The sequence below is a fragment of the Paraburkholderia flagellata genome (assembly GCF_021390645.1).
Classification (GTDB): Bacteria; Pseudomonadota; Gammaproteobacteria; order Burkholderiales; family Burkholderiaceae; genus Paraburkholderia; species Paraburkholderia flagellata.
In genome coordinates this window covers 3,004,195-3,018,643 of sequence record NZ_JAJEJT010000001.1, presented here as the reverse complement: position 1 = coordinate 3,018,643, position 14,449 = coordinate 3,004,195, and the positions used below count along the sequence as shown (strand labels likewise).

Here is a 14,449-nt window from a genome sequence, read left to right as displayed (position 1 = left end):
CACCCCCGCCTAATATTCCACTCCATGCGCAAAGGCCTTCGGGCTGCGCGCCTAACGTTTGCGCCGCTTTCCTCGCCGATGACGAGCCCGCTGCGCTCACGACGAATCCTTTTTCGTTTCACGGAGAACGCCCGATGCTGGACAAACTCGATGCCGAATTCGCCTTTGGGCGCGAAGCGCTCGACGTGCGCGCCACGCGGCAGGCATTGATCTCTTCGAACATCGCGAACGCCGACACGCCGGGCTACCAGGCGCGCGACGTGGACTTCGCGGCCTCGCTGGCTGGCGCGCTGCGGCAGCAAGGCGCCGGCGGCACGGTGGGCATGGCGGCCACCTCGGGCGGCAACGCCCAGCCGCTCGCCATGGCGCAGCCCGCAGGCGTGACGAGCGGCATGCAGATGGCGGCCACGGAGTCGGGCCACATGGCAGGCGACGCGAAGCTGATCCCGACGGGCGGCCCGGCCGACACCTACAAGAGCCAGCTCATGTATCGCACGCCGGTGCAGCCCGCGCTCGACGGCAACACGGTCGATCTCGACACCGAACGCGTGCAGTTCGCCGACAACGCGCTGCACTTCGAGTCGGGTATGACGGTGGTCTCGCAGCAGATCAAGACGATGATGTCCGCGATCACCTCGGGTTCGAGCTGATCACCGCGCGAGAAGCGAAGCCGCAATACGCAGTAACGAAGCCATGAACGACCAACGCGCGCGTGACGCGCACCTGATGTGAGGTCAACGAAACCATGCCATCCCTGATGAACATTTTCAGCGTTGCGGGTTCCGCCATGACGGCGGAATCGCAGCGTCTGAACGTGACGGCGTCCAATCTCGCCAACGCCGACAGCACGACCGGCCCCGACGGCCAGCCGTACAAGGCGAAGCAGGTCGTGTTCGCCGTCAATCCGCTCGGCGGCGCGCGCACGGCCTCGGGCCAGCAGGTGGGCGGCGTCAGGGTGACGGGCGTGGTGGACGACCCCACGCCCATGAAGCAGACGTACGACCCCGACAATCCTTCCGCCAACGCGGACGGCTACGTGACGATGCCCAACGTCGATCCGGTGCAGGAGATGGTGAACATGATCTCGGCGTCGCGCTCGTACCAGGCCAACGTCGAAACGCTGAACACGGCCAAGCAGTTGATGCTCAAGACGCTCACCATCGGGACCTAAAGCGGGGACCTGAAGCGGGGACCTGAAGCAGCCACCTGAAGCCCGGCACGCACTACGCAGTAATACAGAGACCAGCGGGCGCGAAACGAAGAAACGCCCGCCACCACCACACGCCAAGCACGAAGCGCAATCGAGGGAGAACGCGTTGAGTTCCAGCAACACAACCATCGGCGGCAGCACCGCCACCGTGTCGCAGCAGCTGCTCGACACCATGAACGGCACGAGCTCGTCGAGTTCGACCTCGTCGTCGTCGAGCGGCACGAGCGCGAGCGACCTGCAGACCACCTTCCTGCGAATGCTCGTCGCGCAGTTGCAGAACCAGGATCCGACCAATCCGATGGACAGCTCGCAGATGACTTCGCAGCTCGCCCAGATCAACACGGTGTCGGGCATCCAGCAGCTCAACACGTCGCTGTCGTCGCTCTCCACCCAGCTTTCGGCGGGCCAGAACGCGCAGGCGGCGCTGCTGATCGGCTCGACCGTGCTCGCCCCGGGCAGCAGCGCAGCCGTGTCGAGCGGCACGGCGCCGCAACTCGGCGTCACGCTGCCAGCGGCGGTGTCGGACGTGAAGCTCACGATCACCAACTCGGCAGGCCAGGTCGTCAACACGCTCGACCTCGGCGCGCAGTCGGCAGGCACGGTGCCGGTCACCTGGAACGGCAAGGACAGCGCGGGCAACACGGTTGCCGACGGCACCTACACGATCAGCGCGAGCGCGACGACCAACGGCCAGTCCGCCACGGCAACCGCGCTCGTCGCGAGCCAGGTGCAGGGCGTGGTCCAGCAGTCGGACGGCACGGCGAGCCTCTCGCTCGCCAACGGCAAGACAGTCGCGCTTTCGAGCGTCGGCGCCATTCTCTGAACCTGATAAACGCGGAGTAGACAAACATGGGCTACCAGCAAGGATTGAGCGGCCTCGCCGCGTCGTCGAACGACCTCGACGTGATCGGCAACAACATCGCCAATGCGAACACCGTTGGCTTCAAGCAGAGCACGGCGCAGTTCGCCGACGTCTACGCGAACACCATCGCGACGTCGGTCGGCAACCAGATCGGCCTCGGCGCCTCGCTTCAGACCGTCCAGCAGGACTTCTCGCAAGGCACGATCAACACGACGGGCCAGGCGCTGAACGTCGCCATCAACGGCAACGGCTTCTTCCAGATGTCGCACAACGGCACGGTCACGTACTCGCGTAACGGCGTGTTCCAGCTCGACAAGAACGGCTATATCACGGACGCATCGGGCAACGACCTGATGGGCTATGCCGCCGATTCGACCGGCGTGGTCAATACGGCGCAAACCGTGCCGCTGCAGGTCCCGACCACCAACATCGCGCCGGTTGCGACGAAGAACATCACGGCGCAGCTGAACCTGAACGCGCAGGCCACGGCGCCCACCACGACGCCCTTCAGCGAAACCGACTCGACGAGCTACACGTATTCGACCTCGGTGACGGCCTACGACACGCTCGGCGGCGCCCAGACGGTCAACATGTATTTCGCGAAAGACGCGACGAGCGGCCAGTGGGGCGTTTATGCGGGTCAGGCCGGCTCGGTGACGCAGATCGGCACGGCACAGTTCAGCTCGTCCGGCGCGCTCCAGAGCATCACGGCCGCGGGCACGGCAACGAGCAACGGGACCACGTCGCTCACCTTCAACATTACGCCGACGGACGGCTCCACGAAGCCGCAGTCGCTGACGCTCGACCTCGCGGGCACGACGCAGTACGGCTCGGCCAACGGCGTGAACAATCTCACCCAGGACGGCTACGCGAGCGGCACGCTCTCGAACTTCTCGATCGGCGCGGACGGCACCATCACCGGCAATTACTCGAACGGCCAGACCATGGCGCTCGGCCAGGTCGTGCTTGCCAACTTCAACAACCCCAATGGCCTCGTGAATCTGGGCGGCAACCAGTTCCAGCAAACGGCCGCTTCGGGTGTCGCGCAGGTCTCCACGCCGGGCAGCACGAACCACGGCACGCTCACGGGCGGCGCGCTCGAATCGTCGAACGTCGACCTGACGAACCAGCTTGTCGACTTGATCACGGCACAGCGCAACTATCAGGCGAACGCGCAGACCATCAAGACGCAGCAGACCGTCGACCAGACGCTGCTGCAGATGTAACGCGCGCTAACCACGTACCGGGCACATCATGGACCGATTGATCTATACCGCGATGACGGGCGCGAGCCAGGCGCTCGAGCAGCAGGCCGTCGTCGCGAACAACCTCGCGAACGTCTCGACCACGGGCTTTCGCGCGCAGCTCGCCAACTTTCGCGCCGTGCCGATGTCGTTCGGCGACGGCTCGACGGTGAACGACCAGACCACGCGCACCTACGTGCTCTCGGCGACGCCTGGCTCGGACATGACGCCCGGTGCGATCTCGCATACCGGCAACCCGCTCGACATCGCCGTTCAGGGCGCGGGTTTCATCGCCGTGCAGACGGCCGACGGCAACGAGGCCTATACGCGTGCGGGCAACCTGCACGTCGATGAAAACGGCCAGCTCGTCACCGCCGCCAACCAGCAGGTGATCGGCGGCGGCGGCCCGATCGCCGTGCCGCCGGGCTCGGCGGTCACGATCGGCAAGGACGGCACGGTTTCGGCCATCGCGCCGGGTAGCCCCGCCAACGCGATCGCCATGATCGACCAGATCAAGTTCGTCAACCCGCCGGCAGGCGCGCTCACGCGCGGCGACGACGGCCTTTTCCACACGTCGGACGGCAACCCCGCCGACGCGGACCAGACGGTGCAGGTCGCGACCGAGTCGGTCGAGGGCAGCAACGTGAACCCGGTGGCGGCGATGGTCTCGATGATCACCAATGCGCGCCAGTTCCAGATGCAGACCAAGCTGCTGCAGAACGCGGACCAGAACGAGCAGAGCGCGAACCAGCTGCTCAACTTCAGCTAAGCCATTTCAAGTTAAATGAAGGCCGCCTCGCGCCGCATGATGCGCGCGAGGCCGGACCGGGAGAAAGACACCGTGAACCGATCGCTTTACATCGCCGCCACCGGCATGCAGGCCCAGCAGTCGCAGATGGACGTGATCTCGAACAATCTCGCGAACGTGAGTACCAATGGCTTCAAGGGCTCGCGCGCGGTGTTCGAGGACCTCATGTACCAGACGCTGCGTCAGCCGGGTGCGAACTCGACCCAGCAAACCGAACTGCCTTCGGGCAGCCAGGTGGGCACGGGCGTGCAGCAGGTGGCGACCGAGCGTCTCTACACGCAGGGCAACCTGCAACAGACCGGCAACTCGAAGGACGTGGCGGTCAACGGTGCAGGCTTCTTCCAGGTGCAGATGCCCGACGGCACGACGGCCTACACGCGCGACGGCTCGTTCCAGACCAACTCGCAAGGCCAGCTCGTGACGGCAAGCGGCTACCAGGTGATCCCGGCGATCACGGTGCCCGCGAACGCCACCTCGCTCACCATCGGCAGCGACGGCGTGGTGACGGTCACGACGCCGGGTACGGCCAACAACACGACCATCGGCACGCTGCAGCTCGCCATGTTCATCAACCCGGCCGGTCTCCAGTCGAACGGGCAGAACCTGTTGTCGGAAACGGCTTCGTCGGGTGCGCCCACGGTTTCCACGCCGGGCCAGAACGGTTCGGGCACGCTCAATCAGGGCTACGTGGAATCGTCGAACGTGAACGTGGTGCAAGAGCTCGTGAACATGATCGAGACGCAGCGCGCCTACGAAATCAACAGCAAGGCGGTCACCACTTCTGACCAGATGCTGCAAACCCTCAGCCAGATGCAGGTCTGAGGCTGAGTCCCTGGTTAATCAAGTCGGTGAAGAATATGTCGCAGTCCGTTCGAAACCATCCTCGCATCCGCGCGCGGCAGCCGGGCAACGCCCGCTCGCTCGTGGCGGCTGTGGCGCTCGCGATGCTGGCGGGCTGCGCCTACATTCCCAACAAGCAGCCTATCGTGCAGCAGCCGATGACGGCCGTGCCGCCCATGCCGCCCACGAACCTGTCGCCGGGCGCCATCTACAACCCGGGCTACGCGGGACGGCCGCTCTTCGAGGACCAGCGCCCGCGCAATACCGGCGACATCCTCACGATCGTCATCTCCGAAAACATCAACGCGACCAAGTCATCGGGCGCGAACACCAAGCGCGGCAGCAGCACGAGCGTCGCGGGGACCGCGAACTTCCTGCCGGGCTTCTTCAACCGCGCGAACCTGAATACGACGGGCGCGAACCAGTTCGATGCCACGGGCGGCGCGAACGCTTCGAACACGTTCACGGGCGTCATCACCGTGACCGTGACGAACGTGCTGCCCAACGGCAATCTCGTCGTTTCCGGCGAGAAGCAAATGCTCATCAACCAGGGCAATGAATACGTGCGCTTTTCCGGCGTCGTCAATCCGAACACCGTTGCCGGAGACAACTCCGTGCTCTCGACCGACGTCGCCGACGCGAAGATCGAATACTCCGCGAAAGGCGTGATCGACGAAGCAGAAACGATGGGCTGGCTGCAACGCTTCTTCCTGAACATCGCGCCATGGTAAAGATCCGCTTCCATCGTTCGCGCCGCTCGCGCGTGAAGGACGTGCTCGCCGCCCTGGGCGTGGCGTTCGGCTTCGTCGTCGCCTGCGGTGCGCTCGTTGCCTACGCGACGCCGGCGCGCGCCGAGCGCGTGAAAGACCTCGCAACCTTCCAGGGCGTGCGCGACAACCCGCTCATCGGCTACGGCCTCGTGGTAGGTCTCGACGGCACCGGCGACCAGACGACCCAGGCGCCGTTCACCACGCAAACGCTCGCGAACATGCTCGCGAACCTCGGCATCTCCATCAACAACACGTCGAGCTCGTCGGGTTCCTCGTCGACGCTCAACAACATGCAGCTGAAGAACGTCGCCGCGGTGATGGTGACGGCCGTGCTGCCGCCGTTCGCGCGGCCGGGCGAGCAGATCGACATTACGGTGTCGTCGCTCGCCAACGCGAAGAGCATTCGCGGCGGCACGCTGCTGCTCACGCCGCTCAAGGGCGCCGACGGCCAGGTCTATGCGCTCGCGCAGGGCAACGTGGCCGTGGGTGGCGCAGGCGCCTCGGCCAACGGCAGCAGGGTGCAGGTGAACCAGCTCGCCGCAGGCCGCATTGCGGGCGGCGCGATCGTCGAGCGCTCCGTGATCTCGCCGGTTTCGCAGCAGGGCGGCCTCCTCACGCTGACCGTCAACGACATGGACTACGACACGACGCAGCGCATCGTCTCGGCCGTCAACAACATGTTCGGCCCGGGCACGGCCTCGCCGCTCGATGGCCGCACGATCCAGGTGCACGGGCCGGCCGATCCGGGCTCGCAGGTGGGCTTTATCGCGCAGATCCAGGACCTCAACGTGAACCCGGCCACGCCGGCTGCGAAGGTGATCCTGAACGCGCGCACCGGCTCGATCGTCATGAACCAGATGGTGACGCTGGAGAGCTGCGCGGTCGCGCACGGCAATCTCTCGGTCGTCGTGAACACGCAGACGGCGGTGAGCCAGCCCGGTGCGTTCTCCAACGGCCAGACGGTGGCGACGCGCCAGTCGCAGATCCAGTTGAAGCAGGACAACGGAGCGCTCAAGCTCGTCACGGCCGGCGCGAATCTCGCCGAGGTCGTGAAGGCGCTCAACGCGCTCGGCGCCACGCCGGCGGACCTGATGTCGATCCTGCAGGCGATGAAGGCGGCGGGCGCACTGCGCGCCGACCTCGAGATCATCTAAGAGGTGTAACTTGGATAATACGAACAACATCGGCGGCGGCAGCCTCGACCTCACCAACCGCTTCGCGCTCGACGTGCAGGGCTTCGACTCGATGCGCGCCGCGGCGAACGCCTCGCCCCAGCAGGGCGCGAAGATGGCCGCGAAGCAGTTCGACGCGGTCTTCACGCAGATGATGCTCAAGAGCATGCGCGACGCGACGCCCGACGACGGTCCGCTCGACTCACACGACGGCGCGCAGTTCACCTCGATGATGGACCAGCAGCTCGCGCAGCAGATGTCGAACAAGGGCATTGGCGTGGCGAACGCGATGCTCAAGCAGCTCATGCGCAGCATGGGCGGCGCCGCGGGTGCCGATGGCGCAGGCGGTGCGGGTGGTGCAGGCGGCGTGGCGGGCGCGATCTCGGGGCTTTCTGGCAAGGACGCGAACGAGGGCAACCTCGCGATGCTGGGCGCGCTCGGGCGCGCCTACGGCAACGCGGCGGCCAATGGCGCGCTAGCCAACGGCTCGGGCTACAGCGGCAACAGCGCGCTCACGCCGCCGGTCAAGGGCAACGGCGACGCCTCGGTGGACGCTTTCGTCGACAAGCTCGCCAACGCCGCGCAGCAGGCCAGCTCGACCACGGGCATCCCTGCGCGCTTCATTCTCGGCCAGGCCGCGCTCGAATCGGGCTGGGGCAAGCGCGAGATCAAGAACGCCGACGGCTCGACGAGCCACAACGTGTTCGGCATCAAGGCGAGCAAGGACTGGACCGGCAAGACCGTCTCGACGGTCACGACCGAGTACGTGGACGGCCAGCCGCATCGCGTGGTGGAGAAGTTCCGCGCGTACGACTCGTACGAAGACGCGATGACCGACTACGCCTCGCTGCTCAAGAGCAATCCGCGCTATGCGTCGGTGATCAACGGCTCGAAGAGCGCCGAGGGCTTCGCGCACGGCATGCAGCGCGCGGGCTACGCCACCGATCCGCACTATGCGAAAAAGCTGCTGACCATCATGCAGCGGATGGCCTGACGGTCGACTCGACGGCCGGCGCCGCGGTTGGCGTCAATTGGGCAACCGCAAACGTTGCCTCGGCGCAGTTGCCGGAAGAATCTGCGCGCGTGTGTTTCATGCAGGGAAAAGCCACAGTTTTTTTACGGCCAATCCCTAAATTTTTCGTAATGCCTGCCGCTAATGCAGGCGAGATGGAAAAGCAATCGGGCGCTCAGGCCGCCCGAACGGCGCGTGCGGAAAGGCGCGCCGGCACGTTCACGAATTACCGGCAGGCCCGATGAATACCGTTCAGTCGAATCCACAGGAAGCAGGCGAGGGCGCAGAAGGCGTCCCCGATTTTGGGCGCCGCAATCCGCTCGAGATCGGCGTCCAGCTACGCAATCTCGTCAACCGCGGTGACTTCCTGACGCTCCAGTATCGCGGCGGACAGCTCGTCACGCGCATTCTCGCCGTCAACGGACGCGAGCGCACTTTCGTGTTCGACTGGGGCGCGATGCCCGAGCAGAACACGGGCGTGCTCGCCGCGCCCTCGTGCCACTTCCACGCATCGCCCGATGGGGTGCGCGTGGAGTTCAAGACGGCCACGCCGCGGCGCACCGAGTTCGAAGGGCGCCCCGCGTTCGAAGCCGACTTCCCCGAAGTGCTGTTCTACATGCAGCGGCGCGAGTATTTCCGCGTCGACACGCCCGTGCTCGAGCCGTGCATCTGCCGCGGCGAACTGCCGGGCGGCGGCGCGCGCTTCGCGTACGAGGTGCATGACCTCTCGCTTGGCGGCCTCGGGCTGCGCACGACCGACGAGCGCGTCGCGGATCTCGCCATGGGCCTCGTGCTGGCCGACGTCGAGCTCGATCTGCGCGCGCACGGCAAGCTGCGCGTGGATCTCGCGCTCGTCGTGCTGCGCTTCATCGACCTGCCCAACGGCGAGCGCCGCTATCACATGGGCTTTCGCTTCGACGCGCTGCCCGGCTCCGCCGAGAACACGCTGCAGCGCTATATCACGCAGCTCGAAATGAAGCGCCGCGCGCTCGCCCGCGCCTGATCGGCACAGCCTCATCCGCACTATCCGCAGCATCTGGCCGGCGCAACGCGTGTTGCGCCGGTTCGCCCCGCCACGGGCGAGGCACGCGCATGCGCGCTAACGTTTTCGCGCGCATCAGGCGCTCAATATTTGCAGTGCGCTGCCGTTATACCGTGGGTACATCACGCGGTTTGCCAGGGGGGCAGGCCGTTTTCGAGGATCACGCATGTCCAACATCTTCTCGATCGGTCTGAGCGGCCTGCAGGCGGCGCAGATTGGCATCTCGACCACCGGCGAGAACATCAGCAACTCGACGACCGCGGGCTACACCGTCGAGAAGCCGGTGTACCAGGAATCGGCGGGTCAGTACACGTCGAGCGGCTATATCGGCAGCGGCGTCACGACCGCGACCGTGCAGCGCGCCTACAGCCAGTACCTCACGACGGCGCTCAACAACGCGCAGTCGACCAGCAGCGCCTATTCGGCTTCGTACACCCTCGCCACGCAGCTCTCGAATCTCGTGGGCAGTCCGACCTCGGGCATCGCCACCGCGATCACGAACTTCTTCACGGGCCTGCAGAACGTCTCGAATTCGCCTTCGGATACTGCGGCGCGCCAGACCGTGCTTTCCGACGCGCAAACGCTCGCCACCCAGATCAACGCCGCGAGCTCGCAGTACGACGCTATGCGCCAGAGCGTGAACACGCAGCTCACGAGCGCCGTCTCGCAAATCAACACCTATACGCAGCAGATCGCGAACCTCAACGCGCAGATCACGGCGGCGAGCTCGGGCGGCCAGCAGCCGAACCAGCTGCTCGATCAGCGCGATCAAGCCGTCGCGAATCTTTCGCAGCTGGTCGGCGTGCAGGTCGTGCAGGGCAGCAGCGGCTACAGCGTCTTCCTTGGCAACGGCCAGCCGCTCGTGGTGAGCAGCAATAGCTACAACCTCACGACGCAGCCTTCGAGCACGAATCCTCAGGAACTCACGGTGGCGTGGCAGGGCCTGAACGGCGCGAGCGCCGCGGCACAAGGCACGCCGCAGGTGCTCACCTCGGCCGCGCTGCAAGGCGGCACGGTGGGCGGTCTCGTCTCATTCGTCCAGAACACGCTCGATCCGGCGGAGTCACAACTCGGCGCGATCGTCACGAGCTTCGCCGCGCAGGTGAACTCGCAGAACGCACTCGGCCTCACGCTCTCGGGCGGCGCGGGCGGCAACCTGTTCACGGTGGGCAACCCGCTCGTCACGGCCAGCTCGACGAACCCCGACACGCAGACCTCGGTAAGCGCGACGCTCACGAACAGCACGCAACCGCTCACCGACAACTACAAGCTGAGCTACGACGGCACGAACTGGAACCTCACCGACACGGCGACGAACAAGGTCGTCGATACCCAGCCGAACGGCACCGCGCCGATCACGATCGGCGGCTTCTCGATTACGCCTTCGGGCACGGTGAGCGCAGGCGACTCGTTCATGATCCAGCCGACGGCCGGCGCGCTCGCGAGTTTCTCCGTCGCCACCAGCGACCCCGCGGCCATCGCGGCGGCCACGCCGGTCGTCGTTTCGGCGGGCACAACGAACGCAGGTACGGCCAACGTCACGCAGGGTGCGGTAGGTACGGGCTATTCGACGACCAACCTGCCGGTCACGCTGAAGTACGACTCGACCACCGGCACGCTGACGGGTCTGCCCAACGGCACGACTGTGTCGATCACGGCAGGCGGAACGACCAGCACCGTGACGATCAACAGCGCCGGGACGCCGCCTGTGACCGGTGTGCCCTACGACCCGACCAACGGCGCGACGTACACCATCACGAATCTCACGGATTCGGCCGGCGCGAACGGCACCGCGACGAACGTGAGCTTCACAATGACCGGCACACCCTCGAACAACGACGCGTTCACGGTCGCAGGCAACAAGAGCGGCACGCAGGACGGCCGCAACGCGCTCGCGATTGCGAACCTCACGTCGAGCACGTCGTTCACCGGGTCGGCCACGCTCACCACGGCGTATGCGAACTACGTCAACACGATCGGCAACGCCGCTAGCCAGCTGCAGGCGTCGAACACGTCGCAGCAATCGCTCGTGACGCAGCTCACTTCGCAGCAGCAGTCGGTGCAGGGCGTGAACCTCGACGAGGAAGCCGCGAACCTGCTGCAGTACCAACAGCTCTATCAGGCCAACAGCAAGGTGATCCAGACGGCGGCGTCGCTGTTCCAGACCTTGATCGGCATTTTCCAGTGAGGCGCTAATCCATGCGTATCGCGACTTCCCAGATTTTTGCCTCCAGCGTGTCGACGATGGAGAACCAGCAGTCTCAGCTCCTGCAGGTCCAGCAGCAGATTTCGACTGGCGTGGCCATTTCGAATCCGGCCGACAATCCGCTCGGCGCCGCGCAGGCCGTGACGCTTTCCGCCACGAGTGCGACGCTCACGCAGTACTCATCGAACCAGACCACGGCGCTCACCGCGCTGCAGCTCGAGGACACGACGCTCACGAGCGTGACGAGCACGATGCAGAGCATCCATTCGCTCATCATCGAAGCCCAGAACGGCTCGCTCACCGACCAGGCGCGCCAGGCGATCGCCCAGCAGATGCAAGGCGACCGCGACCAGTTGCTCACGCTCGCCAACACCACGGACGGCGCAGGCAACTACATCTTCTCCGGCTTCCAGAGCACCTCGCAGGTGTTCTCGAACAAGTCGGGCGGCGGCGTGACCTACAACGGCGACGCGGGCCAGCGCGTGATGCAGGTGGCCGGCACGCGCAACATCGCGGTGGGCGACACGGGCACGACGGTGTTCCAGAGCGTGCAGGCCGTGGGTTCGGCCAATGTCGCCTCGGGCAGTTCGTCGAACACGGGTACGGGCGTGATCAGCGGTGTGACGGTGACGGACCCGACCCAGGCGACCAACAACGACAACTACTCGATCGCGTTCGCCACCGACCCGACGACCGGTGCGCTCACCTACACGGTGACCGACAGCAGCGCCAATCCGGCGACGACGACGACTCCGGCCACGTACACGGAGGGCAATGCCGTCTCGCTGGGCACGGGCATGAACGTGACGTTCTCGGGTACGCCCAGCGCGGGTGACTCGTTCTCGGTCAAGCCCGCCACGGCGTCGCAGAACACGGACGTGTTCGCGAGCATCGACAGCATCATCGCCGCGCTGAAGACGCCCACGAGCGGCTCCCAGGCTGCGGTCGCGAACCTCAACAACGCGCTGAACACCGGCCTCACGCAGATCGGCAACTCGCTGTCGAATGTGATTACGGTGCAGGCTTCCGTGGGCGGCCGCGAGCAGGAAGTGAAGGCGCTGCAAACGGTCACGTCGACCAACTCGTTGCAGGTCACCTCGAACCTCTCCGACCTCACGAGCACCGATACGGTGGCCGCGATCAGCCAGTTCGAGCAGCTCTCGAACGCGCTCACGGCTTCTCAGAAGAGTTTTGCCGCAACGCAGAATCTCTCGCTGTTCCAGTACATCAATCCTTGACGCGCGAGGCATTGAGCAGTCGAAAAAAAGCGGACTTCGGTCCGCTTTTTTTGTGCTGCCCGCACTGCCCGAACGGGCTTCAACCCGGCGGCCGCAGCGCGCCAGCGACGCGGCCCATCTGGTCGATGCCGCTGTCGAACAGGCGCGCGAAGTAGGGAATCAGGTTGGGCATCATGAGCTGGATGAGCAGCATGCCCACGAGCATGGTGAGCGCGAAGCCGATCTGGAAGATGCCGATCTGCGGAGCCGCGCGGTTGAGAATGCCGAGCGAAAGATTGGTGATGAGAAGCGCAACCACCACCGGCAGCGAAAGCAGCAGGCCCGAGGTCAGGATCGTCGCGCCATAGTTGGCGATCAGGTTCCAGCCGGAGGCGCCGAGCACGCTCGCCGTGACCGGCAGCGACTGGAACGTGGCGACGAGCGCCGCGAGCATCTGCAGATGGCCGTCGAACACGAGGAAGGCGAGCATCGCCATCATGTTCAGCCACGAGGAGAGCGCCGGGCTGCTGGTGTTGGCCTGCGGGTCGAAGAAGCTCGCGAAGCCGAGCCCCATGCCGAGGCTCATCATGTCGCCCGCCGCGGTCACGACCGCGAACACGAGCTGCATCGTGAAACCAAGCGCGATGCCGATCAGGAACTGGTTGACGAGGATCCACACGCCCTCGGCGGAAAACACCGTGACCTGCGGCATGGCACCGAGCGTGGGCGCGACGATCAGCGTGATGAAGCCCGCGAGGCCGATCTTCACGCGCGTGGGCACGGAGCGGTTGCCTACCACGGGCGCGACCGCCACGAGCGCCAGAATGCGCGTGAACGGCCAGAGGAACGCCGTGAGCCAGGCGTTGAGCTGCGCGTAGGTGACGGTGAACATCGTGTGCCCGAAGAATTGCGCCGTGAGCGTGGAGGGTGCAGAGGCGCGAGGGCGGCTAGCCCGCGAGCTGTGGAATGCTCGTGAAGATGCGGTGCATGTAGTCGAGCATGGTCGTGAGCATCCACGGGCCGGCGATCACGAGCGTGACCGCAATGGCGATCAGCTTGGGGATGAACGACAGCGTGGGTTCGTTGATCTGCGTGGCCGCCTGGAACAGGCTCACCACGAGACCCACGACGAGCGACACGAGCAGCAGCGGCGCGGCAAGCAGGAGCGCCACATACATCGCCTCGTGCGAGAGCGTCATGACCATTTCGGGCGTCATGTCAGGGTCCTCAGGTGAAGCTCTGCGCGAGCGAGCCAATCAGCAGTTGCCAGCCGTCCACCAGCACGAACAGCATGAGTTTGAACGGCAGCGAAATGGTCGCGGGCGAGACCATCATCATACCCATCGACATCAGCACGCTCGCCACCACCAGGTCGATGATGAGAAACGGAATGAAGACCGTGAAGCCGATCTGGAAGCCCGTCTTCAGCTCGCTCGTGACGAACGAGGGCACGAGCAGCGTGAGCGGCACGTCCTCGGGACCCTGCATCGGCGCCGCGTGCGAGATGCGCGCAAAGAGCGCGAGGTCGGACTCGCGGGTCTGGCGCAGCATGAAGGTCTTGAACGGCGCGACGCCGCGCGTCACGGCGTCGTCCATCGAAATCGTGCCGGCTGCGAACGGCTTGTAGCCGTCGTTGTATGCCTTGTCGAGCACGGGCGACATCACGAACAGCGTGAGAAAGAGCGCGAGGCCCACGAGCACCTGGTTGGGCGGCGTGGTCGTCGTGCCGAGCGCCTGGCGCAACAGCGAGAGCACGATGATGATGCGCGTGAAGCTCGTCATCATCAGCACCATCGCCGGCAGGAACGACAGCATCGTGAGCAGCAGCATCGTCTGCACGCTCAGCGAGTAGGTCGTGCCGCCGTTCGGGCCCGGGCTCGTGTTGAAGGCGGGCAGGCCCGCAGGTTGTGCCGCTTGGGCCGCTTGTGCATGAGCGAGGTGCGGCAGCGCGAGGGCGATGGCGCCCGCGCCGAGCATCAGTGCGAACGGCAGCGCCGTTCTGGCGATCTTTGCGAGGGTCGCCGCGCGTGCGTGAGCGTCGCCGCCCGCGATCGGCGCATGAAGGG

Annotated in this window: 15 protein-coding genes; 12 read left to right on the top strand and 3 right to left on the bottom strand. The window is 65.6% G+C overall.

All coding sequences use genetic code 11. The annotated features are described in order from the left end of the window. The first annotated feature begins 134 nt into the window (after positions 1-134). From L0U83_RS13630 to flgL, 12 genes are all read left to right on the top strand, one after another. Positions 135-650, top strand: a complete 516-nt coding sequence (locus tag L0U83_RS13630; RefSeq protein WP_233883322.1) for a flagellar basal body protein — start codon at positions 135-137, stop codon at positions 648-650. A 95-nt stretch (positions 651-745) separates the two neighbouring features. Continuing rightward, positions 746-1,171, top strand: coding sequence for a flagellar basal body rod protein FlgC (gene flgC, locus L0U83_RS13625; RefSeq protein ID WP_042269015.1), 426 nt, complete (start codon positions 746-748; stop codon positions 1,169-1,171). A gap of 211 nt (positions 1,172-1,382) precedes the next feature. After that, positions 1,383-2,033: a flagellar hook assembly protein FlgD gene (locus L0U83_RS13620; protein ID WP_267939356.1), complete on the top strand. Its 651-nt coding sequence runs from the start codon at positions 1,383-1,385 to the stop codon at positions 2,031-2,033. Between the two features lie 26 nt (positions 2,034-2,059). Continuing rightward, complete coding sequence (flgE, locus tag L0U83_RS13615) at positions 2,060-3,298, top strand: flagellar hook protein FlgE (RefSeq protein ID WP_233883320.1); 1,239 nt, start codon at positions 2,060-2,062, stop codon at positions 3,296-3,298. Positions 3,299-3,326: 28 nt separating this feature from the next. After that, complete coding sequence (flgF, locus tag L0U83_RS13610; protein ID WP_233883319.1) at positions 3,327-4,085, top strand: flagellar basal-body rod protein FlgF; 759 nt, start codon at positions 3,327-3,329, stop codon at positions 4,083-4,085. Between the two features lie 72 nt (positions 4,086-4,157). Beyond that, the gene (flgG, locus tag L0U83_RS13605; RefSeq protein WP_158758878.1) at positions 4,158-4,946 is read left to right on the top strand and encodes a flagellar basal-body rod protein FlgG; all 789 of its coding nucleotides are present in this window, start codon (positions 4,158-4,160) and stop codon (positions 4,944-4,946) included. Positions 4,947-5,068: 122 nt separating this feature from the next. Next, a complete protein-coding gene (locus L0U83_RS13600; protein WP_233883919.1) occupies positions 5,069-5,695 on the top strand; it encodes a flagellar basal body L-ring protein FlgH in 627 nt (208 codons plus the stop codon). Continuing rightward, positions 5,689-6,888, top strand: coding sequence for a flagellar basal body P-ring protein FlgI (locus tag L0U83_RS13595; RefSeq protein ID WP_233883317.1), 1,200 nt, complete (start codon positions 5,689-5,691; stop codon positions 6,886-6,888). The genes L0U83_RS13600 and L0U83_RS13595 overlap by 7 nt, the downstream gene beginning before the upstream one ends. Positions 6,889-6,898: 10 nt before the next feature. Further along, entirely contained in the window at positions 6,899-7,900 is a 1,002-nt protein-coding gene (gene flgJ / locus L0U83_RS13590; RefSeq protein WP_233883315.1) for a flagellar assembly peptidoglycan hydrolase FlgJ, read from the top strand. Positions 7,901-8,159: 259 nt separating this feature from the next. Continuing rightward, positions 8,160-8,921, top strand: a complete 762-nt coding sequence (locus L0U83_RS13585) for a flagellar brake protein (protein WP_233883314.1) — start codon at positions 8,160-8,162, stop codon at positions 8,919-8,921. Positions 8,922-9,126: 205 nt separating this feature from the next. Then, positions 9,127-11,148, top strand: coding sequence for a flagellar hook-associated protein FlgK (gene flgK / locus L0U83_RS13580; RefSeq protein WP_233883313.1), 2,022 nt, complete (start codon positions 9,127-9,129; stop codon positions 11,146-11,148). A gap of 11 nt (positions 11,149-11,159) precedes the next feature. Beyond that, the gene (gene flgL, locus L0U83_RS13575) at positions 11,160-12,404 is read left to right on the top strand and encodes a flagellar hook-associated protein FlgL (RefSeq protein WP_233883312.1); all 1,245 of its coding nucleotides are present in this window, start codon (positions 11,160-11,162) and stop codon (positions 12,402-12,404) included. 79 nt (positions 12,405-12,483) lie between these two features. Here flgL and fliR read toward each other — a convergent pair whose 3' ends face one another. From fliR to fliP, 3 genes are read right to left on the bottom strand one after another with little or no spacing between them, the layout of a single operon-like run. Next, complete coding sequence (gene fliR / locus L0U83_RS13570; protein ID WP_233883311.1) at positions 12,484-13,275, bottom strand: flagellar biosynthetic protein FliR; 792 nt, start codon at positions 13,273-13,275, stop codon at positions 12,484-12,486. 55 nt (positions 13,276-13,330) lie between these two features. Further along, positions 13,331-13,600, bottom strand: a complete 270-nt coding sequence (gene fliQ, locus L0U83_RS13565) for a flagellar biosynthesis protein FliQ (RefSeq protein ID WP_233883310.1) — start codon at positions 13,598-13,600, stop codon at positions 13,331-13,333. Positions 13,601-13,610: 10 nt separating this feature from the next. Beyond that, positions 13,611-14,360, bottom strand: coding sequence for a flagellar type III secretion system pore protein FliP (gene fliP, locus L0U83_RS13560; protein WP_233883917.1), 750 nt, complete (start codon positions 14,358-14,360; stop codon positions 13,611-13,613). Between the last annotated feature and the right edge of the window lie 89 nt (positions 14,361-14,449).

Coding starts and splice junctions, on each gene's coding strand:
- L0U83_RS13630 (WP_233883322.1), top strand. CDS start 135: ATGCTGGACAAACTCGATGCCGAATTCGCCTTTGGGCGCGAAGCGCTC.
- flgC (WP_042269015.1), top strand. CDS start 746: ATGCCATCCCTGATGAACATTTTCAGCGTTGCGGGTTCCGCCATGACG.
- L0U83_RS13620 (WP_267939356.1), top strand. CDS start 1,383: ATGAACGGCACGAGCTCGTCGAGTTCGACCTCGTCGTCGTCGAGCGGC.
- flgE (WP_233883320.1), top strand. CDS start 2,060: ATGGGCTACCAGCAAGGATTGAGCGGCCTCGCCGCGTCGTCGAACGAC.
- flgF (WP_233883319.1), top strand. CDS start 3,327: ATGGACCGATTGATCTATACCGCGATGACGGGCGCGAGCCAGGCGCTC.
- L0U83_RS13600 (WP_233883919.1), top strand. CDS start 5,069: ATGCTGGCGGGCTGCGCCTACATTCCCAACAAGCAGCCTATCGTGCAG.
- L0U83_RS13595 (WP_233883317.1), top strand. CDS start 5,689: ATGGTAAAGATCCGCTTCCATCGTTCGCGCCGCTCGCGCGTGAAGGAC.
- L0U83_RS13585 (WP_233883314.1), top strand. CDS start 8,160: ATGAATACCGTTCAGTCGAATCCACAGGAAGCAGGCGAGGGCGCAGAA.
- flgK (WP_233883313.1), top strand. CDS start 9,127: ATGTCCAACATCTTCTCGATCGGTCTGAGCGGCCTGCAGGCGGCGCAG.
- flgL (WP_233883312.1), top strand. CDS start 11,160: ATGCGTATCGCGACTTCCCAGATTTTTGCCTCCAGCGTGTCGACGATG.
- fliR (WP_233883311.1), bottom strand. CDS start 13,275: ATGTTCACCGTCACCTACGCGCAGCTCAACGCCTGGCTCACGGCGTTC.
- fliQ (WP_233883310.1), bottom strand. CDS start 13,600: ATGACGCCCGAAATGGTCATGACGCTCTCGCACGAGGCGATGTATGTG.
- fliP (WP_233883917.1), bottom strand. CDS start 14,360: ATGCTCGGCGCGGGCGCCATCGCCCTCGCGCTGCCGCACCTCGCTCAT.